Origin of the sequence: Cyanobium usitatum str. Tous, from assembly GCF_003011885.1 — a bacterium.
Lineage (GTDB): Bacteria > Cyanobacteriota > Cyanobacteriia > PCC-6307 > Cyanobiaceae > Cyanobium_A > Cyanobium_A usitatum.
On record NZ_PXXO01000007.1, the window covers coordinates 27857 to 52545 of the forward strand.

26 protein-coding genes and 2 tRNA genes are annotated in these 24689 nt (G+C 63.9%); 15 read left to right on the plus strand and 13 right to left on the minus strand.

What is annotated here, in order from left to right:
* Nucleotides 1-5: 5 nt before the first annotated feature.
* The 5 genes from C7K55_RS07275 to C7K55_RS07295 all read right to left on the minus strand — a co-directional run bounded on the left by C7K55_RS07275 (nucleotide 6) and on the right by C7K55_RS07295 (nucleotide 4657).
* Nucleotides 6-338: a nucleotidyltransferase domain-containing protein gene (locus tag C7K55_RS07275; protein ID WP_106502762.1), complete on the minus strand. Its 333-nt coding sequence runs from the start codon at nucleotides 336-338 to the stop codon at nucleotides 6-8.
* On the minus strand, nucleotides 335-748 hold the full coding sequence (locus tag C7K55_RS07280; protein WP_106502763.1) for a nucleotidyltransferase substrate binding protein: 414 nt from the start codon (nucleotides 746-748) through the stop codon (nucleotides 335-337). The genes C7K55_RS07275 and C7K55_RS07280 overlap by 4 nt, the downstream gene beginning before the upstream one ends.
* Before the next feature lie 65 nt (nucleotides 749-813).
* On the minus strand, nucleotides 814-3888 hold the full coding sequence (gene polA, locus C7K55_RS07285; RefSeq protein WP_106502764.1) for a DNA polymerase I: 3075 nt from the start codon (nucleotides 3886-3888) through the stop codon (nucleotides 814-816).
* A 41-nt stretch (nucleotides 3889-3929) separates the two neighbouring features.
* Nucleotides 3930-4322 carry a HEPN domain-containing protein gene (locus C7K55_RS07290; RefSeq protein ID WP_106502765.1) on the minus strand — a complete coding sequence of 131 codons (393 nt, stop codon included), beginning with the start codon at nucleotides 4320-4322 and terminating at the stop codon, nucleotides 3930-3932.
* Nucleotides 4319-4657: a nucleotidyltransferase domain-containing protein gene (locus C7K55_RS07295; protein ID WP_106502766.1), complete on the minus strand. Its 339-nt coding sequence runs from the start codon at nucleotides 4655-4657 to the stop codon at nucleotides 4319-4321. Before C7K55_RS07295 ends, C7K55_RS07290 begins: the two co-directional genes overlap by 4 nt.
* Nucleotides 4658-4674: 17 nt before the next feature.
* On the opposite strand from C7K55_RS07295, the gene C7K55_RS07300 reads away from it, so the two are divergent.
* From C7K55_RS07300 to C7K55_RS07310, 3 genes are read left to right on the plus strand one after another with little or no spacing between them, the layout of a single operon-like run.
* Nucleotides 4675-5274, plus strand: coding sequence for a DUF1643 domain-containing protein (locus tag C7K55_RS07300; RefSeq protein ID WP_106502767.1), 600 nt, complete (start codon nucleotides 4675-4677; stop codon nucleotides 5272-5274).
* Nucleotides 5232-5474, plus strand: a complete 243-nt coding sequence (locus tag C7K55_RS07305; protein WP_106502768.1) for a hypothetical protein — start codon at nucleotides 5232-5234, stop codon at nucleotides 5472-5474. The genes C7K55_RS07300 and C7K55_RS07305 overlap by 43 nt, the downstream gene beginning before the upstream one ends.
* Nucleotides 5471-6721 carry a cation:proton antiporter domain-containing protein gene (locus C7K55_RS07310; protein ID WP_106502769.1) on the plus strand — a complete coding sequence of 417 codons (1251 nt, stop codon included), beginning with the start codon at nucleotides 5471-5473 and terminating at the stop codon, nucleotides 6719-6721. Before C7K55_RS07305 ends, C7K55_RS07310 begins: the two co-directional genes overlap by 4 nt.
* Here C7K55_RS07310 and gltX read toward each other — a convergent pair.
* The 5 genes from gltX to rplS form a co-directional block, all read right to left on the minus strand.
* The gene (gene gltX, locus C7K55_RS07315) at nucleotides 6653-8086 is read right to left on the minus strand and encodes a glutamate--tRNA ligase (RefSeq protein WP_106502770.1); all 1434 of its coding nucleotides are present in this window, start codon (nucleotides 8084-8086) and stop codon (nucleotides 6653-6655) included. The genes C7K55_RS07310 and gltX overlap by 69 nt on opposite strands.
* 74 nt (nucleotides 8087-8160) lie before the next feature.
* Nucleotides 8161-8234, minus strand: a tRNA-Asp gene (locus C7K55_RS07320).
* A 128-nt stretch (nucleotides 8235-8362) separates the two neighbouring features.
* On the minus strand, nucleotides 8363-8551 hold the full coding sequence (locus tag C7K55_RS07325; RefSeq protein ID WP_006043540.1) for an SH3 domain-containing protein: 189 nt from the start codon (nucleotides 8549-8551) through the stop codon (nucleotides 8363-8365).
* A gap of 35 nt (nucleotides 8552-8586) precedes the next feature.
* A tRNA-Trp gene (locus C7K55_RS07330) sits at nucleotides 8587-8659 on the minus strand.
* Between the two features lie 92 nt (nucleotides 8660-8751).
* Nucleotides 8752-9234 carry a 50S ribosomal protein L19 gene (gene rplS / locus C7K55_RS07335; protein WP_106502771.1) on the minus strand — a complete coding sequence of 161 codons (483 nt, stop codon included), beginning with the start codon at nucleotides 9232-9234 and terminating at the stop codon, nucleotides 8752-8754.
* 149 nt (nucleotides 9235-9383) lie between these two features.
* Between rplS and map the strand changes: the two genes are divergently transcribed.
* Nucleotides 9384-10241, plus strand: coding sequence for a type I methionyl aminopeptidase (map, locus tag C7K55_RS07340; RefSeq protein WP_106502772.1), 858 nt, complete (start codon nucleotides 9384-9386; stop codon nucleotides 10239-10241).
* Here map and C7K55_RS07345 read toward each other — a convergent pair.
* Entirely contained in the window at nucleotides 10238-10978 is a 741-nt protein-coding gene (locus C7K55_RS07345; RefSeq protein ID WP_106502773.1) for an NAD-dependent epimerase/dehydratase family protein, read from the minus strand. The genes map and C7K55_RS07345 overlap by 4 nt on opposite strands.
* Nucleotides 10979-11045: 67 nt before the next feature.
* Between C7K55_RS07345 and ebsA the strand changes: the two genes are divergently transcribed.
* Genes ebsA through C7K55_RS07360 form a run of 3 tightly spaced genes read left to right on the plus strand, consistent with a single transcriptional unit; the run spans nucleotide 11046 to nucleotide 13118 of the window.
* Nucleotides 11046-11435, plus strand: a complete 390-nt coding sequence (gene ebsA / locus C7K55_RS07350; RefSeq protein WP_241518240.1) for a type IV pilus biogenesis protein EbsA — start codon at nucleotides 11046-11048, stop codon at nucleotides 11433-11435.
* Between the two features lie 36 nt (nucleotides 11436-11471).
* On the plus strand, nucleotides 11472-12569 hold the full coding sequence (locus tag C7K55_RS07355; RefSeq protein WP_106502774.1) for a phosphotransacetylase family protein: 1098 nt from the start codon (nucleotides 11472-11474) through the stop codon (nucleotides 12567-12569).
* A gap of 36 nt (nucleotides 12570-12605) precedes the next feature.
* Nucleotides 12606-13118 carry an LOG family protein gene (locus tag C7K55_RS07360; protein WP_106502888.1) on the plus strand — a complete coding sequence of 171 codons (513 nt, stop codon included), beginning with the start codon at nucleotides 12606-12608 and terminating at the stop codon, nucleotides 13116-13118.
* A gap of 10 nt (nucleotides 13119-13128) precedes the next feature.
* On the opposite strand, the gene C7K55_RS07365 is transcribed toward C7K55_RS07360, so the two are convergent.
* Nucleotides 13129-13548 (minus strand): MAPEG family protein, encoded by a 420-nt coding sequence (locus C7K55_RS07365; protein WP_106502889.1) that lies wholly within the window; start codon nucleotides 13546-13548, stop codon nucleotides 13129-13131.
* Between the two features lie 85 nt (nucleotides 13549-13633).
* Between C7K55_RS07365 and C7K55_RS07370 the strand changes: the two genes are divergently transcribed.
* From C7K55_RS07370 to ggt, 3 genes are read left to right on the plus strand one after another with little or no spacing between them, the layout of a single operon-like run.
* Nucleotides 13634-14125: a YajQ family cyclic di-GMP-binding protein gene (locus tag C7K55_RS07370; RefSeq protein WP_106502775.1), complete on the plus strand. Its 492-nt coding sequence runs from the start codon at nucleotides 13634-13636 to the stop codon at nucleotides 14123-14125.
* A 4-nt stretch (nucleotides 14126-14129) separates the two neighbouring features.
* Nucleotides 14130-17933, plus strand: coding sequence for a hydantoinase B/oxoprolinase family protein (locus C7K55_RS07375; protein WP_106502776.1), 3804 nt, complete (start codon nucleotides 14130-14132; stop codon nucleotides 17931-17933).
* A complete protein-coding gene (gene ggt, locus C7K55_RS07380; RefSeq protein WP_106502777.1) occupies nucleotides 17930-19720 on the plus strand; it encodes a gamma-glutamyltransferase in 1791 nt (596 codons plus the stop codon). Before C7K55_RS07375 ends, ggt begins: the two co-directional genes overlap by 4 nt.
* Here the strand turns inward: ggt and C7K55_RS07385 are convergent.
* A complete protein-coding gene (locus tag C7K55_RS07385) occupies nucleotides 19689-20213 on the minus strand; it encodes an HdeD family acid-resistance protein (protein ID WP_106502778.1) in 525 nt (174 codons plus the stop codon). The genes ggt and C7K55_RS07385 overlap by 32 nt on opposite strands.
* A 149-nt stretch (nucleotides 20214-20362) precedes the next feature.
* Here C7K55_RS07385 and C7K55_RS07390 point away from each other — a divergent pair, with 149 nt between their 5' ends.
* The 5 genes from C7K55_RS07390 to C7K55_RS07410 are packed head-to-tail and all read left to right on the plus strand — an operon-like array spanning nucleotide 20363 to nucleotide 24681.
* Nucleotides 20363-20860: a DUF2231 domain-containing protein gene (locus C7K55_RS07390; RefSeq protein ID WP_106502779.1), complete on the plus strand. Its 498-nt coding sequence runs from the start codon at nucleotides 20363-20365 to the stop codon at nucleotides 20858-20860.
* Entirely contained in the window at nucleotides 20860-21480 is a 621-nt protein-coding gene (locus C7K55_RS07395; RefSeq protein ID WP_106502780.1) for a DUF2231 domain-containing protein, read from the plus strand. The genes C7K55_RS07390 and C7K55_RS07395 overlap by 1 nt, the downstream gene beginning before the upstream one ends.
* Nucleotides 21477-22424: a cytochrome c oxidase subunit II gene (locus C7K55_RS07400; protein WP_106502781.1), complete on the plus strand. Its 948-nt coding sequence runs from the start codon at nucleotides 21477-21479 to the stop codon at nucleotides 22422-22424. Before C7K55_RS07395 ends, C7K55_RS07400 begins: the two co-directional genes overlap by 4 nt.
* 5 nt (nucleotides 22425-22429) lie before the next feature.
* Entirely contained in the window at nucleotides 22430-24106 is a 1677-nt protein-coding gene (locus C7K55_RS07405) for a cytochrome c oxidase subunit I (RefSeq protein WP_106502782.1), read from the plus strand.
* Complete coding sequence (locus C7K55_RS07410) at nucleotides 24103-24681, plus strand: cytochrome c oxidase subunit 3 (RefSeq protein ID WP_106502783.1); 579 nt, start codon at nucleotides 24103-24105, stop codon at nucleotides 24679-24681. Before C7K55_RS07405 ends, C7K55_RS07410 begins: the two co-directional genes overlap by 4 nt.
* The last annotated feature ends 8 nt before the right edge of the window (nucleotides 24682-24689 follow it).

Here is a 24689-nt window from a genome sequence, read left to right on the forward strand (position 1 = left end):
CCCATTCATTCCATCCAGATGCAGCGTCCCACCCGTTGCAGGTGGGCCTCCAGCTCGGCGGGCAGCTCATGGCGCAGCACCAGATCTACCCGCCAGGGCATCAGTAGGTCGTCTACCGCTGCCATCAGCTGCAAACGATCGCTGTGACTGAGCTCGGCGCCCTCCAGGCAGAGATCAATGTCGGATCCCTGTTGGTGCCGGCCCATCGCCCGTGAGCCAAACAGCCAGACAGCCTCAACATGCGGATGCCGCGCCAAGACCTGCAAGAGCTGCTTCACCCGGGCCTCCGGGATGCCGGGGATGGCCATCGACTCGACTGGTAGGGGGAGTCGACTCATCGCGATTCCGCTTGCAGGCGCTGCTCCAGCAGCGAACGCAACTGCTGAAAACAGGCAAGGTAGCTGCTGCTGATGTTGTCCCCGATCGCATCAGCTGTGGAGCGGTTGTAGGTGTGGCTGGTGAGGTTGCGGTCTTGAATCATCAACATCCAGGCTTCGCCGTCGGCGATCAGCCCCAGCCGAAACGCCTCCCTAAGGGTGTCGCGCGAGCCCAGCAACGTGGCATCGCCCTGGCTGCGGAGTAGGTCGCGCAAGGTGTTCCAAGCCAGTTCGAAGGTGTATTCGAAGGCTTTGATCAGGCCCTGCTGCTCCCTTTCATTCAAGGCCGGCGGCTGGAAGAAGGTTTCCAGTTGCGCCAGGGCCTGAAGGTAATTGTTGAAGCGCTGTTGCCAGCGGATGTCCTCTGCCATCACTCCCGGCCTCTTGTTGCCTCCAGCAACCCCATCCTCGCTCGCTTCGGTGGTGATGTCGCGCCCTATTTCGCGTCCATCCAGTTGGGCCCCACGCCCGTTTCCACCACCAGGGGCACGGTGAGGGCCACGGCCCGTTCCATGGTTTCACGCGTCAGGGTTAGCACCTGATCCAGCGCTTCGGGAGCCGCTTCCAGCACCAGTTCGTCGTGCACCTGCAGCAAAAGCCTTGCCGGAACCTGGGCCGCCTGCAGCTCCCGGTGCAGCTGCACCATGGCCAGCTTGATGATGTCGGCGCTGGATCCCTGGATCGGTGCGTTGGCAGCGGCCCGCAGCTGTTGGGCCTCCATGCCGCCGCGGCGGGCTACCTCTAGGTCGATCTCGAGGGGATCCTTGCCCAGCAGCCGGCCCAGGCCATTGGGGTCGAAGTGGAAGGGGCGGCGGCGGCCCAGGATCGTTTCCACGTAGCCCCGGCTCAGGGCCAGCCGCTCCTGCAATTCCAGGAAGGCGAACACCTTCGGGTAGCGCTGCTTGTATTTACCCAGAAACTCTTTGGCGTCGGCCTGGCTCACGCCCGTTTCCCGGGCGAAGCGCTGGGCGCCCATGCCGTAGATCACGCCGAAGTTGATCGTCTTGCCCAGGCGGCGTTCATCCGGCGTCACCGTGTCCTTCTCCAGCAGCAGCCGGGCGGTGAGGGCGTGCACGTCGTCGCCGGTGCGGTAGGCCTCCACCAGCACCTCCTCGCCGCTGAGGTGGGCCAGGATGCGCAGCTCGATCTGGGAGTAGTCGGCGCTGATTAGGCTCCAGCCCGCTTCCGGCAGGAAGGCCTTGCGGATTCGCCGCGAAAACTCGGTGCGGATCGGGATGTTCTGCAGGTTGGGGTTGCTGCTGCTCAGGCGCCCGGTGGCGGTGACGGCCTGGTTGAAATCGGTGTGCACCCGGCCGGTTTCCGGCTCCATCAGGGCCGGCAGGGCATCCACGTAGGTGCTCTTGAGCTTGCTGAGGGTGCGGTGCTCCAGCACCAGGGGCACCACCGGATGGTCGGTTTCGAGCTTTTCGAGCACGGTGGCATCGGTGCTCCAGCCGGTTTTGGTTTTGCGGGATTTTTTGCGATCCAGCCCAAGGGTGTCGAACAACAGCTCGCCCAGCTGCTTAGGGGAGGCCAGGTTGAAATCGACCCCGGCGGCGGCCTTGGCCTCGCCCTCGAGGCGATCCAGGGTGATTTTGAGCTCGGCGCTGAGCTCACCTAGGTAGGCGGTGTCGATGCGGATGCCGGTGGCCTCCATCAGGGCCAGCACTGGCTCGAGGGGCAGCTCCAGCTGGTCGAGCAGCTCGGGTAGGGCAGCGCCCATGGCGGTGAGCTCGCGGCGCAGCAGCTGGGCCAGGCGCCAGGTGAGGTGCACATCCATGCCGCAGTAGAGGGCGGCTGCGTCGATCGCCACGGCGGCGAAATTGGCGCCCTTCGGCACCAGCTCGCTGTAGCTGGTGGGGCTGAAGCCGAAATTGCGCTCGGCCATGGCGTCGAGGCCGTGCTTGTCGCCGGCATCGCGCAGGTAATCGGCCAGCATCGTGTCCATCACCACCCCCTCCAGGGGCAGGCCGTGGCGCAGCAGGATCAGCCGGTCGTATTTGGCGTTCTGCAGGGCCTTGGGGTGGGAAGCGCTGGCCAGCCAGGGGGCCAGGGCGGTGAGCACCGCAGCTAGTGGCAGTTGCTGAATCTGTTGAGGAGGTTGTACATCTGTACAACCTCCCGGAGCGCTTTCTGTTGAGGTTCCAGAAGGGATCTTCAGCAGCTCCTGGATGTCCCCGCTGGCTTGGCTCTGCTGCGCGGGGTGCTGCTCGGGAAGATGGTGGCCGATCGGGATGTAGGCCAGTTCCCCCGGGCCATCTCCCCAGGCCACGCCCACCCCCACCAACTCAGCCTGGAAGGGGTTGAGGCTGGTGGTTTCGGTGTCTAGGGCCACGGGGCGGCCCGGATCTGTGCAGCCGTTGAGGCGCTGCACCAGGGCAGCAAGGGCCTCGGGGCTGGTGATCAGCTGGGGCTGGAGGGCCGGCAGGGCTGGGGCTTCTTCAGGGGGTGTCGCCTCTGGGCTGCCGCTAGTGGCGGTTTGGGCGGTGGCTGGGCTGGGCGTGCCGCTGGCTGGGCTGGATCCCTCGCTGGACTGCGGCGGCACGGCCGAGAACAGCTGGGCGAAGTTGGGCACCTGTTTCACCAGGCTGTACAGCTCCAGCTCCTCCAGGCTGCTGGCCAGGGCTTCGGCCTGCACGGCCCCCAGCTCCAGCCGGGGCTCGCTCGGCAGGGGGATGTCGATCAGGATCTCGGCCAGCATGCGCGAGCGGTAGGCGTTGTCTTTGTCGACGCGCAGCTTGTCGATCAGGGCGCCCTTCAGTACTCCCTTGGGGTCCTTGGCCTTGGGGCCCGCCTGCTCCAGGGCCTCCAGCGCCGCGTAGATGCCGTCCACATGTTCAAACTCTTTGAGGAGGCTGATGGCGGTCTTGGGGCCCACGCCCTTCACCCCCGGGATGTTGTCGGAGCTGTCGCCGGTGAGGGCCTTGAGGTCGACCACCTCTTCGGGGGTGACGCCGAGCTTGGCGATCACGCCCTCCCGGCGGATCTCGCTGGGGCCGCTGTTTTTGGCGTAGGGGCCGCCACCCATGTAGAGCACGGCGATGTCGCGCTCGTCGTCGACCAACTGGAACAGGTCGCGGTCGCCCGAGAGGATCCGCACCCGCCAGCCGGCGTTGGCGGCCCGGTTGGCCAGGGTGCCCAGCACGTCGTCGGCCTCGAAGCCCGGTGCCATCGCCAGCGGAATGTCGAGGCTCTCGGCCAGGATCTGCTGCAGGTTGGCCAGATCGGCGAAGAAGTGCTCCGGCGCCACATCCCGGTGTGCCTTATAGGCCGCATCGGCCTCGTGGCGGAAGGTGGGCTCGGCCGTGTCGAAGGCCACCACCAGACCATTGGGCTTGAGGCCCTTGCAGTTGTCGAGCAGGGCCTTTAAGAAGCCGTAGGTGACGCTGGTGGGCACCCCCGCCTTGGTGCTCAGCCCCCCGTCGCCCCCCTTAGCGAAGGCGTAAAAGCTGCGGAAGGCCAGGGAGTGGCCGTCGATCAGCAGCAGCAGGGGCTTGGTGCCAGGGGCCACGGTGCTGCCAGGGGTGATGGGTCGGGTCAGCCTGCCAGAGCTCAGGCTTGCAATTGAGCTGCCGAGATCCGCACCACGGCCTCCGCAGTGCCCAGGGCGGCGGTGCTGTCATTGGCATCGAAGAGATCAGCCGGGGCCTCATCTCCTTGGGGGTAGCGGCTGGCGCTGTTCATGCGCGTGAGCGCCTTGAGATGCAGCTCAGCCAGGGCAGGCAGATCTAGGCCCTGCTGTTGCAGCAGTTCCACCAGTTTCTCGAGGGAGTGGCTGTAGGGCGGGGTGATCCCGGCTGCTAGCAGCAGGGCCTTGAGCGCCTTTTCGGCGGCCTGACCCGCCAGGTAGCAGGCCTGGGCATGGAACCCCTGGCCGGCCGTTAAGCGCGCTGCCTCCAGATCGTTTTGGGCCTGGCGAATCCAGGCCTCAACCCGGGGAGTCATGGCTGATCCAGGCGCAGGGCGTCGCGGCCCATGGCCCGCCAGTAGGGATCGTCGCCCCCTTTCAGCTGCTGCCAGCGCTCCTGGCTTAGGGCCAGCACGTCGTCACCTAGGCGGGCGTCCAGCAGCGCATCGGCCAAGGCATCTGCGGCCACCTGGGTGGGGGCGATGGCCAGCAGGTCTACGTCGGAATAGGCGTCCCAGTCACCGCGCGCCAGCGAGCCGAACAGCCACACTTCGCTGCCTGGATGGTTGGCAGCAACAACTGCGGCGCCTGCGCGCAACACCGTTAGGCGGGCACTTAGGCGCTGTTCGCGAATAGCGGCCAAGCTAGGCATTGATTCATGTTAAGTCGATGGTGCAGGAGGCCATCGTCAGCGGCACCGCCGCCTTCAGCCCCTGCGGCCAGTACCGCTGGTGGCTGGAGCGGCTGTGGCAGCCGGCGGCGCCAAGGCTGCTCTTCATCGGCCTCAATCCGTCGCGGGCCGCTGGCCAGCGCGACGATCCCACCCTGCGGCGGTTGGTGGGGTTTGCCCAGCGCTGGGGCTACGGCAGCCTCGAGGTGCTCAACCTGTTTGCGCGCATCAGCCCATCGCCGGCGGTGTTGCGCCGCGTAGCTGATCCGTTGGGGGCAGAGGCTGATTCCTGGATCCAGCGGCGCCTGGCAGCCCAGCCTGAGGCCACCCTCTGGCTGGGCTGGGGCAACCAGGGTGCCTGGCGGGGGCGCGATCAGGGGGGGCTGGCGTTGTTGCAGGGGCGTGGTCTCTGGGCCCTTGGCCTCACCGCCGCCGGCCAGCCCCGCCATCCCCTCTATGTGGCCAGCGATGTTGCGCTGCAGCCACTCACCTGGCACAACCAACAGACCCTGGGGCATCCTGTGGGCACTTCCGTTTCGCTGCCTGGCGCGCCCCCATGTCCCGTATCCCTCGCCGCTACGCCGTGCATCTGCATATGAGCGGCGGCCAGACCGAAACCGTCCATTTCTCCACCCTGGAGGCGTTTCAGCAGTGGTATGGCGGGGTTCTCACCGCCTCCGCCCCAGACGCCTTCGTGAATGTGCCGATCGGCGATATGGAGGACGAGTATCTGGTGGTGCGACCCAACGGCGTGATTGGCATCCATGTGGAGCCCAAGTTCAACGCCCTCGATGAATGACGCCTGAGCGGCTGGGTCTGCTCTGGGGGGTCACGGTTTTTGCCGGGGCCACAGCTCAGGCCCTGGCCTGGCTCACCGGCTTGCCTGGGGTGGTGCTGCTGCTCAGCGCCGGTCTGGTGATCGGCCGCTCCGGCTTTGGCCTTGTAGAACCCCTCGACCTGGGTGCGGGTCTGGGCACGGTGGTGGGCCTGCTGGTGAGTCTGGTGCTGTTTGACGGTGGCATTAACCTGCGCCTGCCCGGTGATGCCACCAAGCAGGCGGTGCTGCGCATCGTGCTGGTGCGCCTGGTGCTCGGCCTCGCCGCTGGCCTGCTGGCCGCCCACTGGTTGGCGGGGCTGAACTGGTCCCTGGCGGCGGTGTTCAGCGCCATCGTGCTGGCCACTGGCCCCACCGTGGTAACCCCGCTGGTGCGGCAGATCCGCCTGGCGCCGCCCCTGGGCGATGTGTTGGAGGGGGAGGGCCTGATCCTGGAGCCGATTGGTGCCGTGCTGGCGCTACTGCTTTTGGAGCTGGCCCTTGGCGACCTCCATGGCTGGCGGGAGCTGGCCCTGGGGCTGCTGCAACGGCTTGGCGGCGGTGTGGCGATCGGCGCGCTCTGCGGCTGGCTGCTGGCCGAAGCCCTGCGCCGCATCCCCGCCCAGCAGGCCGGGGCCCTGCGGCTCCAGCTCACCTTGGGCACTTTGTTTCTGATGTTTAGTGGCTGTGAGTTGCTGCTGCCCGAATCGGGGCTGCCAGCGGCCGTGGCTGCTGGTGTGGTGGTGGGTCGCCGGCCCGATATCGATGCCGCTGAGCTCGATGAGTTGATTCGTCAGTTGGCCCAGCTGGCGATCACGATGCTTTTTCCCCTGCTGGCCGCAGATGTGAGCTGGGCCGAACTCAGCCCCTTGGGCTGGGGAGGGGTGGCCTGTGTGCTGAGTTTGATGCTGCTGGTGCGCCCCGTGGCCATCGGCCTGGCCACCTGGGGCCTCGATTTCACCCTGCCCCAGCGGGCCCTGATGAGCTGGCTGGCACCCCGCGGCATCGTTACCGCGGCGGTGGCAAGTCTGTTTGCGATTCGGCTTGAGCAGGCGGGAGTGGTGGGGGCCGGCCGTCTGCAGGGGTTGGTGTTTTTGACGATCCTGCTCACCGTGGGGCTGCAGGGCCTAAGCGCCGGCCCCCTGGCCCGCTGGCTTGGCCTCTCAGAGGCAGCGGGCGATGCGGGGGCGGTCGTCGCCGCATCGGTGCAGCAGCAGCCAGGTGGCAAGTAGGTCTGGGCCCTGGAGGCTGCCGAGCAGCGCTGCCCGCAGGCTCTTCATGATCACGCCCTTCTTGACGCCAGCGGCGGTTGCGGCCTCGCCAAGCAGCGCCTGGGCCTGATCGGGCTCCAGGGCACCCGGCGGCAACTGCTCCAGCAGGGCTGCCAGGGCTGGGCGGGCACCCTCGAGTTCGAGCTGGGCGCTGGCCGCTTCGTTGAGGGCCGGGGTTGCAAAGAACGGCCGGGCCTGGTCGACACCGTCGGCCAGCAGGGTGAGGGAGGGGCCGAGCAGCTCACATAGCTGTAGCTGCCAGCCGGGATCTGCGCTGATGCCGCTGGAATCAGCCGGCCAGCCCGCGGCGGCCCAGAGGGGCAGCAGCTGCTGCCGCAGGGCCTCGGGGCCCAGCTCGTGCAGCACCTGGCCGTTTAGCCAGTTGAGCTTGTCCCAGTCGAAGCGAGCGCCGGCGCGGTTGACCCGCTCGAAGGAAAACGCTGCCGCGGCCTCAGCCAGGCTGAAGCGCTCGCCCATCCCCTCCGGCGGCGACCAGCCCAGCAAGGTCATGTAGTTGGCCAGGGCTTCAGCCGTGTAGCCCATCTGCCGAAAGTCGCTCACCGAGGTGACGCCATCGCGTTTGGAGAGCTTCTTGCCCTCCTGGTTGAGGATCAGGGGTGTGTGGGCAAACACCGGGGGCTCGGCGCCAAGGGCTTGATAAAGCAGCAGTTGTTTGGCGGTGTTGGCGATGTGGTCTTCGCCGCGGATCACATGGCTGATCGCCATGGCGGCATCGTCCACCACCACCACCAGGTTGTAGAGGGGATCGCCGATCTGGTCGGCGGCGGCGCGGCGGGCTATCACCATGTCGCCACCTAGATCGGCGCCGGCCCAGCGCATTTCGCCCCGCACCAGGTCACTCCAGGTGATCGTGGCGTCGTCGTCGATGCGGAAGCGGATGGTGGCTTGGCGCCCCTCGGCGATGAAGGCCTGTTGCTGCTCGGCCGTTAGGTCGCGGTGGCGGTTGTCGTAGCGGGGGGCCTGCTTGCTGGCCGCCTGCTGCTCCCGCATGGCAGTGAGTTCCGCCTCGCTGGCGTAGCAGCGATAGGCGTGGCCGGAGGCAAGCAGTTGCTCGATGGCGGCCCTGTGCTCGCTGATGCGAGCGCTCTGAATCACGGGTTCGCCATCCCATTGCAGCCCCAGCCACTGCAGCCCTTCGAGGATGTTGGTGGTGTATTCGGGCTTGCTGCGCTCTTTATCGGTGTCTTCAATGCGCAGCAAAAACTGACCGCCCAGGCGGCGGGCGTAAAGCCAGTTGAAGACTGCTGTGCGGGCCGTGCCTATGTGCAGCGTGCCCGTTGGGCTCGGGGCGAGGCGAACACGCACTTGGCGATCTGAAGATGGTTGCCCTGCTACGAACTGCGCAGCATCCACAGGGACAACTCCTAATTGAAATGGAACGGGACTGACGGGATTCGAACCCGCAACTTCCGCCGTGACAGGGCGGTGCTCTAACCGGTTGAACTACAGTCCCAGGCAGCTTTTTAGGCTAACTGTGTCGTGGAGGCGACTTTGAAAGTATCCGTGATGGCCGGTCCGCTCGTCAACCAATTGGTTTAGGGCAGACCGGCATTGCGGATCGGCATAAAAGCCGCATGAATCTCAGGGCCTAAACCCTGCTGGCTCAATCAAACGAACCTGATTGCCTCGGGCTGTGAATTCACGACCTTGGTCGCTCTGCACAACCACCCTGCCACCGGATTTCACCCGGATCACCCGAGCTCGAACCCAGCCCAGAGCGGCTGATTCGAGCACCTTGACCACATCCCCGGGTTGTAAATCCAACTCCATGCTCAAACCAGCAAACTGCAAATTGGGGCATCGAACGCGCCGTGGAGGACTTGAACCCCCGGCATCAGGTTTTGGAGACCTGCGTTCTACCAACTGAACTAACGGCGCATGGCCGATGCCCCGTAAATAGGAGGCCGCAGCTAATCAGCCAGCTGTCTAGAGGAATCCCAAGACGGCAGGCTGACGTTGCGTTGGCAACCTCAGCGGTCGAAGCGTTGCTTGACGCGCGTGGCTTTACCCACCCGGTCGCGCAAGTAGAAGAGCTTCGCCCGACGCACCTTACCGCGGCGCTCCACATTCACGGAGGCAACTTGAGGACTGTGAAGCATGAAGACCCGCTCCACGCCAATGCCCTGGAAGATCCGGCGCACCGTGATGGTCTCGTTTAGGCCGCCATGGCGCTTAGCGATCACCACGCCCTCATAGGGCTGCACACGCTCCTTATTGCCTTCGCGGATGCGCACACCCACCTTGACGGTGTCGCCGACGTAAATGTCGGGCAGCTCGTCTTTAAGTTGCTCTGCCTCAAAGGCCCGGATCAGCTCTTGGGCGCTGAGTTTGCCGGTTTTGGCCTTTGTGGCGGCCGGTTTTTCTTGCACCGCGGTGGCCGCAGGAGCTGCAGTGCTCGCGGTGGCACTTACCACCTGATCAGCTGCTTGATTTTCTGTCGACTCCGTTGCCATCTCAGCTCCGCTACGCCTGGCCAAAGATCCAGTGTACCGGCTCGTGGTGCCCCAATTGCTATCCCGGCTTTGCCACAGCGGTCCAGTCCCATTGGTAGCTTTCAGTTCTGCCCTACATCGCTGCCGGATAGCTGCCGGTGGGTCATTGCATGAATTTGTTTGCCGACCTACTGGCCAGCACCAAGGGCGCGGCGGTTGCCTCCCCCACCGTTGAAACCGGTCCACGCATCCAGAAGGGGCGTCGCGGCGTTGAGATCAAGTCGGCCCGCGAGATCGACACCATGCGCAAGGCCAGCCGGATTGTGGCCACGGTGCTGCGCGAAATTCTGGAGCTGGCGGCTCCCGGCATGAGCACCGGCGACCTCGATCGCCATGCCGAGAAGCGCATCCGCGAGATGGGTGCTACCCCCAGTTTCAAGGGGTATCACGGTTTCCCGGCCAGCATTTGCGCCTCAATCAACAACGAAGTAGTCCACGGCATCCCGAACAGCAAACGGGTCATTCAGGCCGGCGACTTGGTGAAGATCGACACCGGTGCCTACTTCGACGGCTATCACGGCGACAGCTGCGTCAGCCTTTGTGTAGGTGAAGGCGCCACCGAGGAGGCCCTGACCCTCTGCCGGGTGGCCCAGGAATCGCTGATGCAAGGGCTGCGCCAGATCAAGGCGGGCAACACCTTGCTCGACATCGCTGGAGCGGTCCAAGACCACGTCGAGGCCCACGGTTTTGCGGTGGTGGAGGACTACACGGGCCATGGAGTGGGCCGCAATCTGCACGAGGAGCCCTCGGTGTTCAACTTCCGCACCCGAGATCTGCCCAACATGAAGCTGCGCCCGGGCATGACCCTGGCGGTGGAGCCGATTCTCAACGCCGGCAGCAAGGCCTGCCGCACCCTCAAGGATCGCTGGACCGTGGTGACCGTTGATGGCAGCTGGTCGGCCCAGTGGGAGCACACCATCGCCGTAACCAGCGACGGTTGCGAAATCCTCACCGACCGCGATTTCTAGGGCTGGCCGGGGCTTGGCCGCGTCAGCAGCTTGAAGTAGCCCCAACGCGCCAGGGTGCTTAGGGGCATCAACACATAGGTGAGGGGGTTTGGGGTGACGATGATCAAGCTGACCCCTAATCGGGCCTGGGCAATTACCTGATTGGCCACGAATCCCGGCCCCATTACCCCGATTGGGTTGAGGCTTGAGCGGAATGGCCCCAGCACCAGCCTGCGGATGCGCAGGGGCCCGCTGGCACCAGAGAGATCTAGGGCACGCAGGCTCACAAAACTGCCTAGCAGCCGTTTGCTCAATTCATAAAGAGGGCTGAGGGCTGGCTGGATCTCCGCCTCCGAGGTGTTGATCCACACCTCGGGCTTGGGCCGCTCTGGGCGGTGGCTTTGTTGCACCACCTCGGCAAACAGCTCCAGCAGCCGCCAGCTGCTCAGGGCATTCACCTCCAGGGCAAGCGCCGTGGCAGAGCGGCTGCGGAGCTGTTGCTGGTTGATGCCGTGGTTCAGTATCAGGATGTCTACCCGCTCCATTAGCCCACGTAGCTCCTGCTCCTGGCCGCATTGCCAGCAGACCTGCTCTAGGGGAATCGCTGTGCCAGCAGGATCGAGCAGGAGCAGGGGTTCGCTGCTGCTGGTGAGGGCTATCAGCGAGGCGCCCTGCTGGGCTAGCTCCTTGAGCAGGGCCCGACCCAGGCTGCCGCTCGCACCGGTAACCGCGATCCGGCATCCATCAAAATTGGTCATCTGCCTGGCATAAACGGCGGCCGACGCGTCAGCATGGCTGGAAATAGTTGACGTATTCGCCGCCTTGATGCCCACTGGCATGTTCCCTGAGACTGTTGCCCCCTTAGTGCCCCTATTTGCTCCCTACTGCGGTGGGCTGGGGCGGCTGATGCCTTTAGAGAGTGCTTTGGCGATCCTGCTGGCGGGCGATTGGGCCGGTAAGCGCCTGCTGCAGGGGGGGCGTAGCCACATGCTGCGGCTTAACTGGAGTGGTGAAACGGCACCCCAGGAAATTCTCCACTGCGATTTGACATTTCCTGACTTTCCAGAGGTGAAGTACAGCTTTGACCTGCCCTGCCACCAGCTGGTGCAGTGGTTGATGGATCGGGAGGGGGAGCAGTTGCCGGCGAGTTTCTGGCAGTGGCTGTTGCTGGGTCAGCAGCCCCTTGCTACCGAAGCAGTGGGCAGCGCCGCCTAAATTTCGCTTCAAGACACCCCCAAGCGAGGTTGACCGATGGCCCCCACCTTGCTGATCGGCTCCTGCGAATCCTTCAGTGGCAAATCGGCGGTGGTGCTTGGCATGGCCCGCCAGCTGGCTCGTCAAGGGGTACCGGTGCGTTTTGGCAAGCCCCTAGCCACCAGCCTCGATAGCCCGGTGGATGCTGCCAGCCAGGCGCCTCTGCTGGATGCCGATGTGCTTTTCATCGGCGCCACCCTGGGGCTTCCGGAAGCGAACCTGATTCCCTCCCTGCATGTGCTCGATCCGGCCACGGCAGAGCGGCGGCTGCTGCAGGGTGACTTGGATCCCGGCTCGGGTTTTGAGCAGCTGCGTCAGCAGCTGGCCGCCGCCAGGGACGGGCTCACCCTGCTGGAAGCTGCCGGCAGCCTGCATGAGGGCTTGCTTTACGGCCTCAGCCTGGCCCAGCTCGCCCGGGGCTTGGAGGCATCGGTGTTGCTGGTGCATCCCTGGATCGATAGCTGCAGCATCGACCCGCTCCTGGCGGCTCAGGCCGAGTTGGGTGAGCATCTGGCGGGGGTGGTGCTCAATGCAGTCAAGCCGGGGCTTGTGGCCCAGCTGTGCGCCGAAGTGGTACCTGCCCTGGAGCGCCTTGGTTTGCCGGTGCTTGGCGTCATGCCCCAGAGCCCGCTGCTGCGCAGTGTCACGGTGGAGGAGCTGGCCCTGCGGCTAGGTGCCCAGGTGCTGTGTTGCCCGGAAAGGCTCGATCTCCTGGTGGAAACCCTCTCGATTGGCGCCATGAACGTCAACTCGGCAATGGAGTTTTTCCGGCGCCGCCGCAACATGGCTGTGGTGACTGGCGCTGATCGCACCGATATTCAGCTGGCAGCCCTGGAGGCCTCAACCCAGTGCCTGATTCTCACGGGCGCTGGAGACCCGCTGCCCCAGCTGCTCAACCGGGCCGAGGAGCTGGAGGTGCCCCTGCTCAAGGTGGAGCACGACACCCTCACTACGGTGGAAGTGATTGAGCAGGCCTTTGGTCATGTGCGTCTGCACGAAGTGGTGAAGGCAAGCTTTGCCTTCAGGCTGGTGGAAGAGCATTGCAATTTCGAGCGCCTGTTTGCTCGGTTGCAGTTGCCCGCATTAATGAAATAACGCTGCTAGTTTCAAAGGACTGACAGGTGGCTATTGGTGTCGCGGTCCCTTGATCTTCCGTCGATTGATCGTATCGACACCTTGGCCCAGGAACTGGCGATGCTCCAGGACCGCAGCAAGCGTCGGATTGCAATTTTGGGCAGTCGCCATGTGCCCGTGGTTTCGATCCATCTGGTCGAATTAGTGGCCCGCTCCCTGGCCCAGGAGGGTCACAATCTGATTACCTCTGGATCCCAGGGCGTTAATGCGGCGGTGATCCGCAGCGTGCTGGAGATTGATCCGGCCAGGCTCACCGTGCTTTTGCCCCAGAGCCTTGATCGCCAACCCGGAGAGTCTCGAGATCAATTGGAGCGAGTGCTGCATCTGGTGGAGAAGCCAGAGCACGATGAGCTGCCCCTGACGATGGCAAGCAGCCTCTGCAACCAAGACATCATCAGTCGTTGCGATCAGCTGATTTGTTACGCCTTCCACGACAGTGAAACCTTGCTAGCCAGCTGCCGGGTCGCGGAGGACATGGGCAAGGTGGTGAGCGTGATGTTCTTCGACTAAATCTGTTTGCTTAGGAGCCCAGCAGCGCTTTTAGGCCTTCTACGTAGAGCAAGCCGCTGCAGGTGAGGGCGCCTGCCCAGCAGAGGCCTCGCAGCGGTGGCACGTTGCCTACGTACATGCCGATGTAGGCCAGGCGCAGCAGGGGATGGATCCAGGCCGCGGCGATCGCTACCGGGCTGGTGACACCCGCCACCAGGCACAGCAGGGCAGCGGGCGCGTGCAGGGTGAAGGCTTCAAAGCAGTTTTGGTGGGCCCAGGCGGCCCGCTTGCCCCAGGCCGGCAGCCGCTCAAACATCGCCCGCGGGGCGCCCAGGTCGGCCATCTGGAAATTGGCCTGGGAGCGGGCGGCGCCCAGGGGCACAATGCTGAACACCACCACGCCAGCTGCCAGCAGCAACGACCAGGCGAAAGGGGCGAGGGTGGAGGTCATGAACTGCAGGCGCAATCAGTGCTTGGTCAGGCTGACAGGCCGCCCCTACGATCCGTGAACGCATCCGACCTCCAAACTGCGCCCCATGGCCGACACCTATTCCTTCGATGTGGTGAGCGATTTCGATCGCCAGGAGCTCGTCAACACAATCGATCAGGTGCGCCGCGACGTGGGCACCCGCTACGACCTCAAGGATTCCAATACCGAAATCGAGGTGGAGGAGGCGAGCCTCACCATCACCACCGCCAGCGACATGACCCTTCAGGCCGTGGAGGACGTGCTGCGCCAGAAGGCAACCAAGCGCAACCTCTCGCTGAAGATTTTTGACTTCCAGAGCCCCGAGCCCGTGGGGGGCAACCGGGTCAAGCAGGTGGTGAAACTGCGCAAAGGTTTGAGCTCTGAGCTGGCCAAGCAGCTGAGCAAAACCGTGCGCGACGAGCTCAAGAAGGTGACCGTTTCGATCCAGGGCGAAAGCCTGCGGATCACCGGCAAAAACAAGGACGACCTGCAGCAGGCGATCAACCTGCTCAAGGCCCAGGACGTGGAAGTGCCTTTGCAGTTTGAGAACTACCGCTGAGCCGGTGCAGCCGGCTTGTTCCGCCCCTGGTTGGCGGTTCTGGGTTGATCGGGGTGGCACCTTCACAGACGTGGTGGGCTGCAGCCCCGCCGGCGAGCTGCTGGTGCGCAAGGTGCTGTCGGTGCAGCCGGAGTGCCCGGGGGACCCGGCCGTGCGTGCCATAGCTGCGCTGCTGAGCCAGGAGCCCGGCGTTATGGCCGGCAGCCCCCTGCCGCTGGGATTGGTGCGGGAGGTGAGGCTCGGCACCACCGTGGCCACCAACGCCTTGCTGGAGCAGCGCGGCGCCGGGGTGGTGCTGCTGATCAACCGCGGCTTTGCCGACTTGCTCAGCATCGGCGACCTGCACCGCCCCGACCTCTTTGCCCTAGCCATTCAGCGGCCCAACCCCCTGCGGGTGAGGGTTTTGGAGGTGGAGGGGCGCCTGGATGCGGAGGGATTCGAGCTTGAGGCGCTGCGATGGGGAGAGGATTTGCAGCAGCTGCTGCTGCAAGCCCAGGCCGACGGCTACAACAGTTGCGCGGTTGCCCTGCTGCACAGCACCCGCAATCCCAGCCAGGAGCTGCAGCTGGAGCAGTGGCTCGCACCCCTGGGCTTCGAGGCCGTGGTGCTCTCCCATCGGCTCAGTGGCCAGCCAAGGCTCGTGCCCCGCGGCCAGACCGCCCTGGTGGAGGCGGCGGTGGCGCCGGTGCTGGGCCGCTACCTGCGCCAGGTGCAGCGGGCCTTGGGGCCAGCAACCCGGCTGCGGGTGATGCGATCCAGTGGGGCTCTGGCAGCGCCTGAACTGCTGCTGGCCAAAGACACGATCCTCTCGGGGCCGGCCGGAGGCATGGTGGGCGCCGTGGCAGTGGGCAGGAGGGCCCTTGCTGCCGCTGGGCTGCCCCCTCAGCCGATCGTTGGTTTCGACATGGGTGGCACCTCCACCGATGTGTTCCATTTCGATGACCGCTGCCTCTCAGGCGCTGGCGGTGATCTGGCCTGGGAGCGCAGCCCTGCCACCGAGATCGCTGGGCTGGAATTGCAAGCTCCGATGTTGCCGATTCACACCGTGGCTGCTGGCGGCGGCTCGGTGCTGCGCTTTGACGGCAGGCGGCTGCAGGTTGGGCCTGTTTCTGCAGGAGCTGATCCCGGTCCAGCGGCTTACCGCCGCGGCGGACCGCTCACCATCACCGATGCCAACGTGCTGCTAGGCCGTCTGCCGCTTGCCGCCCTGCCAGCGGTGTTTGGCCCCAAGGGCGACCAACCCGCTGATGGGGAAGCGGTGCGGCGAGGGTTTGCGGAGCTGGCGCTTGAGATGGCCGCGGTTGCACCTGGGATCAGTCCGGAGCGGCTGGCGGCAGGTGCCCTGCAGATCGCCATTGAAACGATGGCGGAAGCCCTGCGCCGCATCTCGATCCAACGCGGCCACGACCTGCGCGAGGCCCTGTTGGTGAGCTACGGCGGCGCTGGCGGTCAGCATGCCTGCCGCCTGGCCGAGGTGCTGGCTGTGACGCGGGTGTTGCTCCACCCCTTGGCGGGGGTGCTTTCCGCCTATGGCCTCGGCATGGCCGAGCAGAGGTTGCTGCTGGAGTGCTCGCCGCGGTTGCCGCTGCGCCCCGACAGCCTGCCCCTGCTGCGTCAGCGCTGCGCCGAGCTGGAGCAGCAGGGGTTCGCCGACCTGCGCCGGCTGGGGGATTTGGCCGAGGGGGCCACTGGCCGGATTGGGGTGCAGCTGGAGCTGCGGGCCGCCGGCAGCGAGCGGGGTCTGGAGGTGGCGTGGTTGCCAGACGAGCAAGGGGTTGAAGACCTGAAGCGAGCCTTTAGCGCCGCCCATCTGCAGCGCTTCGGTTATGGCCCGGTGGGCGAAGACTGGATCGTGGAGCGCCTGCTGGTTGAGCTGGCTCCCCCGGCGGTGGTTCCAGAACAGGCAGTGCTTCCAGGACAGGCAGTGGCTGGAGGACAGGCAGTGGTTCGAGGAAAGGCAGTGGCTGTAGCCCCGTTTGCCCCAACCACTCCCCTGTGGCTGGGCGAGGCGGCCGGCTGGCGGCCGGTGCCGCTTTGGCAGCGCTCCCAGCTGCAGCACCAGCAGAGGCTCGCGGGGCCAGCCCTGGTAGTCGATGCGACCACCACCACCGTGCTGGAGCCTGGCTGGCAAGCCCTGGTGCTAGCTGATGGAGCCCTGCTGTTGGAGCGGGACGGCGCGGCAATTGGCCAGACTGGTGATAACTGTGTTGAACATGGGGAGCAGGGGCCCGATCCCACCCTGCTAGAGCTCTACAACCACCGCTTTGCAGCCATCGCCGAGCAGATGGGGGGGCGGCTGCAGCAGAGCGCCCGCTCGGTGAACATCCGTGAGCGGCTCGATTTCTCTTGCGCCCTCTTCGATGCTGCGGGTCAGCTTGTAGCCAATGCCCCCCATATCCCAGTGCACCTCGGTTCGATGGGCGACAGCGTGATCAGCCTGCTTGCCGCCATCGCCCGGGGCGAGCGTTCCCCATTGGCTTCTGGCGATGTGGTTTTGTCAAATAATCCTTACAACGGCGGCACCCACCTACCAGACATCACTGCCATTACGCCGGTTTTTGCCTCTGGTTTGGGCGACTCCCAGGCTGGGGCCCCTTTGTTTTATGTGGCCTGCCGCGGCCACCACGCCGATGTGGGCGGCATCACCCCGGGCTCGATGCCGGCCTTCAGTCGCAGCATCGACGATGAGGGCCTGCTACTCGACAACGTGCCGTTTTTGAGTAGTGGCAACTTTGATGAGTCGCTGTGGCGGCAGCGACTAGCTGCAGGTAGCCATCCAGTACGCAACCCCGACCAGTTGCTTGCCGATCTGCAGGCCCAGGCGGCGGCTAATCGGCTGGGTGTTCAGGAGCTGGGGCGCTTGATTGAGCGCCACGGCCTCGACGAGGTGCGGGCCTACATGGCCCATGGGCAAGTCCACGGTGCCGAGGCGGTGGCTCGGGCGATTGCGCACCTCAGCGACGGGTCTGCCCGGGTGGAGCTCGACCACGGCGCCTTCATCCAGGTAGCTGTTCGCATCGACGCTGAGGCTCGCCGGGTTCAGGTTGATTTCAGCGGCACTTCGCCCCAGCACAGCGGCAATCTCAACGCCCCTCTAGCCGTAACCAAGGCTGTGGTGCTCTACGTGTTTCGCTGCCTGGTGGGCGAACAGATCCCCCTCAATGCCGGCTGTTTCGAGCCGATCGAGCTGATCGTGCCGCCCGGCTCCCTGCTGCATCCCAATCCGCCGGCGGCGGTGGTTGCCGGCAATGTGGAAATCTCCCAAGCGGCAGCCAACGCTCTGTTTGCGGCGCTGGGGGTGCAAGCCGCCGCCCAGGGCACGATGAATAACCTCAGCTTTGGTAATGGCCAATGCCAGTACTACGAAACGATCGGTGGGGGCAGCGGTGCTGGCATCCGCCCCGGTGGTGCGGGCTTTGACGGGGCCGCCGCTGTGCAGAGCCACATGACCAACTCCCGTATCACCGACCCGGAAATTTTGGAAACGCGCTTTCCGGTGCGGCTGGAGCGCTTTGGGATCCGGGTCGGATCGGGCGGGGATGGGCGGTTTCGGGGAGGCGATGGGGCGGTGCGGCAGGTGCGCTTCTTGGCCCCGATGACCGTTGAGCTGATCTCCGGTGCGCGGCGGGTGGCCCCCGCGGGGTTGGCCGGCGGGCTGCCGGGCGCCTGCGGCCGCAACACCTGGATCGGGGTTGATGGCACGAGCCGGCAGCTCGACGGCTGCTGCGAGCTGGAGCTCCAGCCGGGTGAAGCCCTGCGCATTGAGACACCAGGCGGTGGGGGCTACGGCGCTCCCAGCAGGCCATGAAGCGACGGCTGCTAGCTGGGCTGGCGACGCTGCTGGCCGCACCAGCCCAGGCAGAGGTGCTGCAGGAGCGCAGCCAGCGCTTCCACCCCCAGTGGTCTGCCGCCGGCATGGTGGCAAGCCAGGAGCGCTGGGCATCGCTGGCGGGCGCTGAAATCCTGGCCAGCGGCGGCAATGCGGTGGATGCGGCGGTGGCCACGGCCTTTGCCTTGGCGGTCACCTTGCCCCAGGCGGGCAACCTCGGCGGCGGTGGTTTTTTGGTGCTGTGGCTGCCCGGACCATCACCGGCTGCGGGCCGGGGCTGCCCTACCGCCCCGGAGCTGCGCCTTGGCCGTGGCACGGCAGTGGCCGTCAACTTTCGCGAGACGGCGCCCCTGGCAGCCACCGCTGGGATGTTCCTCGGCCCCGAAGGCGAGGTGGATCGTGAGCGAGCCACCCGCAGCCTGTTGAGTGTGGCCGTGCCTGGCAGCCCCGCTGGCTTACTGCTGAGCCAGCGCTGTTATGGCCGGCTCTCGCGGGCCGCGGTGCTTGCACCGGCGATCCGCCTGGCTAGTCGCGGTTTTCCGGTGGGCAAGGAACTGGCCGATTCCCTGCGCCAGGCCACACCCCTGCTGCAGTCAGATACCACTTCCAGCCAGCTGTTTCTCAAGCGCCCTCTGCGGCCGGCAGAGCTGTGGCGCCAGCCCCTGCTTGCCGCCAGCCTGCGGCGCATCGCCGCCCAGGGCGAACCAGGCTTTTACGAGGGCCCGATCGCTGACGCATTGGTGACCTTGATGCGCCAACGGGGCGGCCTGATTAGCCATGCCGACCTCAAGGGCTACCGGGCCCAGCTGGTGCGCCCCCTGCAGGCAAGATTCCGAAACCATCCGGTGCTCACCATGCCGCCCCCCAGTGGTGGTGGCGTCACTTTGCTGCAACTGCTCCAGGTGCTCGAGCCCGTGCCCCTCGCTGAGCTGGGTCTCAACAGCGCCGCCAGCCTGCACCGGATGGTGGAGGCGATGAACCTTGCCTATCGAGATCGCAACCATTGGCTAGGAGACCCCGATCAGGTGGTGATGCCGTTGGAGCGCTTGCTGAGTGCGGCCCATGCGGAGCGGTTGCGGGCCCAGATCCAGCTTCAGCGCCATCGCCCCGCCAGCGAGCTAGCGGCCCAGGGCCTCCAGGCAGGTGGTACCAACACAACCCATCTTTCAGTGGCCGATCGCCAAGGGGGGATGGTGGCCCTCACCACCACCCTCAACTTCGCCTATGGCAGTGGCATCAGCGTTCCCGGCGCCGGTTTCCTGCTCAACAACGAGATGGACGACTTCACTGCCCAGCCCGGCGTGGCCAATGCCTACGGGCTGGTGCAGGGCAGCGCTAACGCCATCGCCCCGGGCAAGCGACCACTTAGCTCGATGACGCCCACCTTGATATTTCGCCCCGATGGCCGGCCCTGGCTGGCTACCGGCAGCCCTGGCGGCAGTCGCATCATCACCACCGTGCTGCAGGTGCTGCTCAACCGCATGGTGCATGGCCTGAACCTGGCCTCAGCCGTGGCCAGCCCCCGCATTCACTCCCAGCTATGGCCCGATCAGATCAGCGTGGAACAGGGACTGAGCCCTGACACGGTGGGATTGCTGGAAGCAAAAGGCCACCGTGTAGTCGTTACGGCCGCCATGGGATCGGCAAACAGCGTTGAGGTGCTGCCTGATGGAGGCAGCTTGGGGGTGGCTGATCCCCGCCGCCTCGATGCGGCGGCCATTGGCGAGCTGCCGCTCAACTGGCCGGCTGGCTTGGTGGGGCCGTGAGCAGGTTGATGGCGGAAAACGCCATGCCAATGCCAAACAACATGCCGATCGCCCAGATGCTGTCGGAGGGCCATTCGGCGATGAGCATGCCGCCGAGTACGGCGGTGACGATCCCGTCAATCAGCACCAAGCCACGAGCCGCTCCCTGGCCAGTGGCCGCGGCGGCTAGCTCCATCACGCCCTCGAAAGCAAGCAGGAAACCGACAAACAGCGTCAAGCTCACCTCACTGGCAACTGGGAATGCCAGCACCCAAATGCCACCGCCCAAATAAAGCAGGCCGGAGAACAGGCGGAAGATTTTTCCTTTGATATCGGCTTCGCCAGTGAGACGCAGAATTTGGGACACCCCGGCAATCACTGATACGGCACCAACGGCGATAGTGAGCAAGGTGGCTGAGACAAATGGCAGCACCACCGACAGCCCGGCCGCAGCAAACAGCAGGGCTGCGGTGACCCAGCGCAGGGCGGGAGAAGCAGGAACTGTCACCGGCATAAAAGCAATTAGCTTTCAACTTTAATCGCCGCGCCATAAGGACCCGCTGTCAGGAAATGCTCACGGCTATGTAGCAAAGCATCACAGCTTTCGGCGTTGCCAGATGGCTCGCTCCAGCGTGGTTATCAATCGTGTTTGGTATAGGCGCCATGCTTGAGCTGCTACCGCCGCTCAACGACCACAACCTCCCTTGGATGGACACCATCCATCCGATCGTTGTGCACTTTGTGATCGCTATGGGGCTGATTACCTTTGTATTTGATCTGATCGGAGTTGTAACCCGCCGGCCAGCTCTATTTGAGGTTAGTTTTTGGAATCTCCTATTTGCCACGGCCGCCATCTTTGTGGCGATCATGTTTGGCCAGATTGAGGCGGGGCTGGCCAATCCCTATGGCGCCTCCCGCGACATCCTCAATCTGCACAGCACGATCGGCTGGTCTTTGGCTGGGGTGTTGTCGCTGATGTCGGGCTGGCGTTATGTAATTCGCAGTAAAGACCCCCACCAGTTGCCCTTGGCATTTCTTGGCGCTGGTGGGCTGCTCAGTGCCCTGATCGTATTGCAGGTCACCCTTGGTAATCAGTTGATCTGGGTGTACGGCCTGCACACGGTGCCGGTGGTGCAAGCCATGCGCTCAGGGCTGGTGTGATGGCTGCCTTCATTCCGGCGGGCTCACCGATTGAGCAGTTGGCAGCTGATCTTGGCCCCAATGGGCTGCCCTATGCCCTGCCAATTCACCCCAACCTGGTGCATTTCACGATCGGTCTGTTCGTGATTGCCATCGCCTTCGATATTGCCGGCGCCCTCTACCCGGTAGAAAAGCGGGTGTTTCGCTTTCTCGCCCTGCCCGTAACCCGCGGGGGCTTCCACGATGTGGGTTGGTACAACCTGCTGGCCTGCGCCATCGTTACCTTCTTCACTGTGGCCGCTGGCTTCTACGAGATGCTGCTGGCGGTGCCCCTGCCTGGAGTTACAAGCAGCATCGGTCTACAGAGCATGGAGACGATGCTTGTGCATGGCGTCGGTGGGGTTGTGATCCTGCTGGTGATCGTCGCCATGACTGTGTGGCGGGGCTATCAGCGCTTTGTCTGGCGTCGTGACATGGGGCGTCAGGTGCAGTGGCTCTATTTGCTGGTGGGCCTGGGCTTATTTCTTGTGATCGGGCTGCACGGCACCCTCGGCGCTGAGCTTGCGGCTGAATTTGGTGTTCACATCACTGCCGACCAACTTCTTGCCGCTGGCGCTGATCTCAAGGAGGCCCTGCCGTGAGTAATTCCTCTGACCGCTCCCGGCTGCCGATCAGCGGCCTGGGCCTGGTGGCCCTGCTTGGGTGGATCGGTTTGCTGGTGGCCTTGAGCTGGTGGATGGCCCAGCAGGCATATCGTTGGTTGCCGGTGCAGGCATCTACCGCGGCACCACTGGTCGATGGGCTGTTCAGCTTTGAAACGGGCATCGGTACTTTCGTGTTTGGGGCGGTGGTCTCGGTGATGGCTTGGGTGCTGCTTAAGCACCGCGCCGACAAGTACGACGAGAGCGATGCGGAGCCGATTGAGGGAAATACCCGGCTTGAGGTGATCTGGACGGTCATTCCCTTACTGCTGGTGATGGCCATCGCGGTTTACGCCATGCGCGTCAACACCAAACTCGGAGTTCTTGGACCGATGGAGCACATCCATTTGGCTAATCCGGTGGAAGACCAGGGGGGCTACGCCGTCGATCGCTTGCCGGCCGAGCAGGTGGAGGTAATTGCTCGCCAGTGGTCGTGGGAGTTTCGCTATCCAAGCGCCAATGTTTCCACCACCGAGCTGCATTTGCCGGTTGATCAGCCCGTCACCTTCCGTCTTGTTTCCGATGACGTGTTGCATGGCTTTTACATCCCGGCCTTCCGCCTCAAGCAGGACGTGATCCCGGGTCGGGCGATCAACTTCAACCTCACTCCCACCCGTGAGGGGCGCTATCGCCTCCGAGATTCCCAGTTCAGTGGCACCTGGTTTGCCGCCAACCAGGCCGATGTGGTGGTCGAGAGCTCCGAGGTCTACCAGGCTTGGCTGGAGAACGCCGCTAGACAGCCGCTGCAGAGCGGTTTAAGTGATGCAGTAATCGAGTATGGCGAGCGCAAACAGCTGAAAAATCCAGGCTGGGCCACCGTGCCTCCAGCTCCACCGCCCCAGGTGAACGTTCCCGGATCCAACTCCCTGCCGCACGACGCCTGAGCCCGATGACCTCCGCTACCTTCCCGCCCAGTCCTCCCGAAAACACCTCCTGGAGCCGCTACTTCGGCTTCAACACCGATGCCAAGGTTATTGGCATTCAATATATAGTCACGGCCTTTTTCTTCTTTCTAATCGGTGGCCTGCTGGCCATGATCATCCGGGGAGAGCTGATAACACCACCTGCTGATCTGGTGGATCGCACGGTGTACAACGGCATCTACACGATGCACGGAACCATCATGCTGTTCCTGTTCATCTTTCCGGTGCTGAATGGCCTCAACAACCTGCTGATCCCCACAATGATCGGCGCTCCAGATATGGCCTTTCCGCGGCTAAATGCGGTGGCCTTCTGGCTGGTGCCCATTTTTGGTGCTCTGTTGATCGGCAGCTTTTTCGTTCCTGGTGGGCCGGCCTATTCCGGCTGGTGGTCCTATCCACCGGTTAGCACCCAGAACCCGCTGGGCCACTTTATTAATGGCCAAGGCCTGTGGATCACAGCCGTGGCCCTTTCGGGGGTTTCCTCGATCATGGGGGCGATCAATTTCGTGACCACGATTCTGCGGATGCGGTCTCCTGGCATGGGTTTCTTCATGATGCCCGTGTATTGCTGGACGGCTCTTGCCGCCCAAAGCCTGCAGTTGATCGGGCTGCCGGCCCTTACCGGTGGGGCGGTGATGTTGCTGATGGACCTCAGCTTTGGCACCAGCTTTTATCAGCCAGAGGGAGGTGGCGACCCAGTGCTTTATCAGCACTTTTTCTGGTTTTATTCCCACCCGGCAGTGTACGTAATCATTCTGCCAGTATTTGGTATCTTCTCGGAGCTGTTCCCGGTTTACTCACGCAAGCCACTGTTTGGCTACGTCTACGTCTGCCTAGCCTCCTTCATCATCGTGGCACTGGGTTTAGTTGTGTGGGTGCACCACATGTTCCCCAGTGGGGTGGCGCAGTGGATGCGCAACTTCTTTATGTTTTCCACCATGCTGATTGCCGTTCCCACGGGGGTGAAGGTGTTTGCCTGGCTGGGAACTATTTGGCGCGGCAAACTTCGACTCACCACACCGATGCTTTTTTGCCTGGGTGGCCTGTTCAACTTTGTATTTGCTGGCATCACCGGCATCATGCTTGCCACGGTGCCGGTCGATATTCACGTATCAAACACCTATTTCGTGGTGGGTCATTTCCACTACGTGATCTATGGAGCAGCGGTGATGGGAATCTTTGCCGCTATCTATCACTGGTTTCCCAAATTTATTGGGCGCATGCCTTACGAGGGCCTTGGCAAGCTCCATTTCCTGCTCACCTTCATCGGTGCCAACCTCAATTTTCTGCCCATGCACCCCCTCGGTTTGATGGGTATGCCCCGGCGGGTTTCGAGCTACGACCCGGAATTCGCTTTCTGGAACGTGCTTGCCAGCCTCGGCGCCTTCTTGCTGGGAGTGTCGATTATTCCCTTTCTCCTCAATATGGTGAGTGCCTGGGTGCGGGGCCCGAAAGCCCCCCATAACCCCTGGAATGCCATTGGTCTTGAGTGGCTGCTGCCATCACCGCCACCTGAAGACAACTTTGGTGAGCACGTGCCGACCGTGATTTCACGCCCCTATGGTTACGGCACTGGAGCGCCACTGGTTGAGCACCAGGCAGAGATTGAAAAGCAGCTCACCCTTCAGGAGGCCAGCGCATGACTGCTACACCTCATTTGAACACTGAGCACCCGAAGCACAATCTCACGGGCTTCATCATCTTTCTCTGTTCTGAGAGTGTCATCTTTTTGGCATTCTTTAGTGGTTTTGCCCTGCTGAAAACCGCTGCGCTCAATTGGCTACCCCCCGGTGTGGAAGGCCTCGAGTGGCGTACGCCCCTGCTCAACACGGTGGTATTGATTTCTAGCTCGGGCACGATCTGGCTGGCAGAGCGCTGCATGAGCAAGGGGAATCTGATGGGCTTTCGGGCTTTTTGGCTTCTCACAATGGCCCTTGGTGCCTATTTCCTCTACGGCCAAGCCGTTGAGTGGAGTGGTCTGCAGTTTGGCTTCACCAGTGGTGTATTCGGCGGCACCTTTTATCTGCTTACAGGCTTCCACGGCTTGCATGTGGCCACGGGGGTGTTTTTGATGGGATTGATGCTGGTGAAATCTTTCATCCCCCAGAACTATGCGGGTGGAGAGCAGGGTGTTCAGGCCACATCCCTGTTCTGGCACTTTGTGGATGTGATTTGGATCATCCTCTTCGTTCTCCTTTACGTCTGGCAGCGCAGCTGAGGAACCAT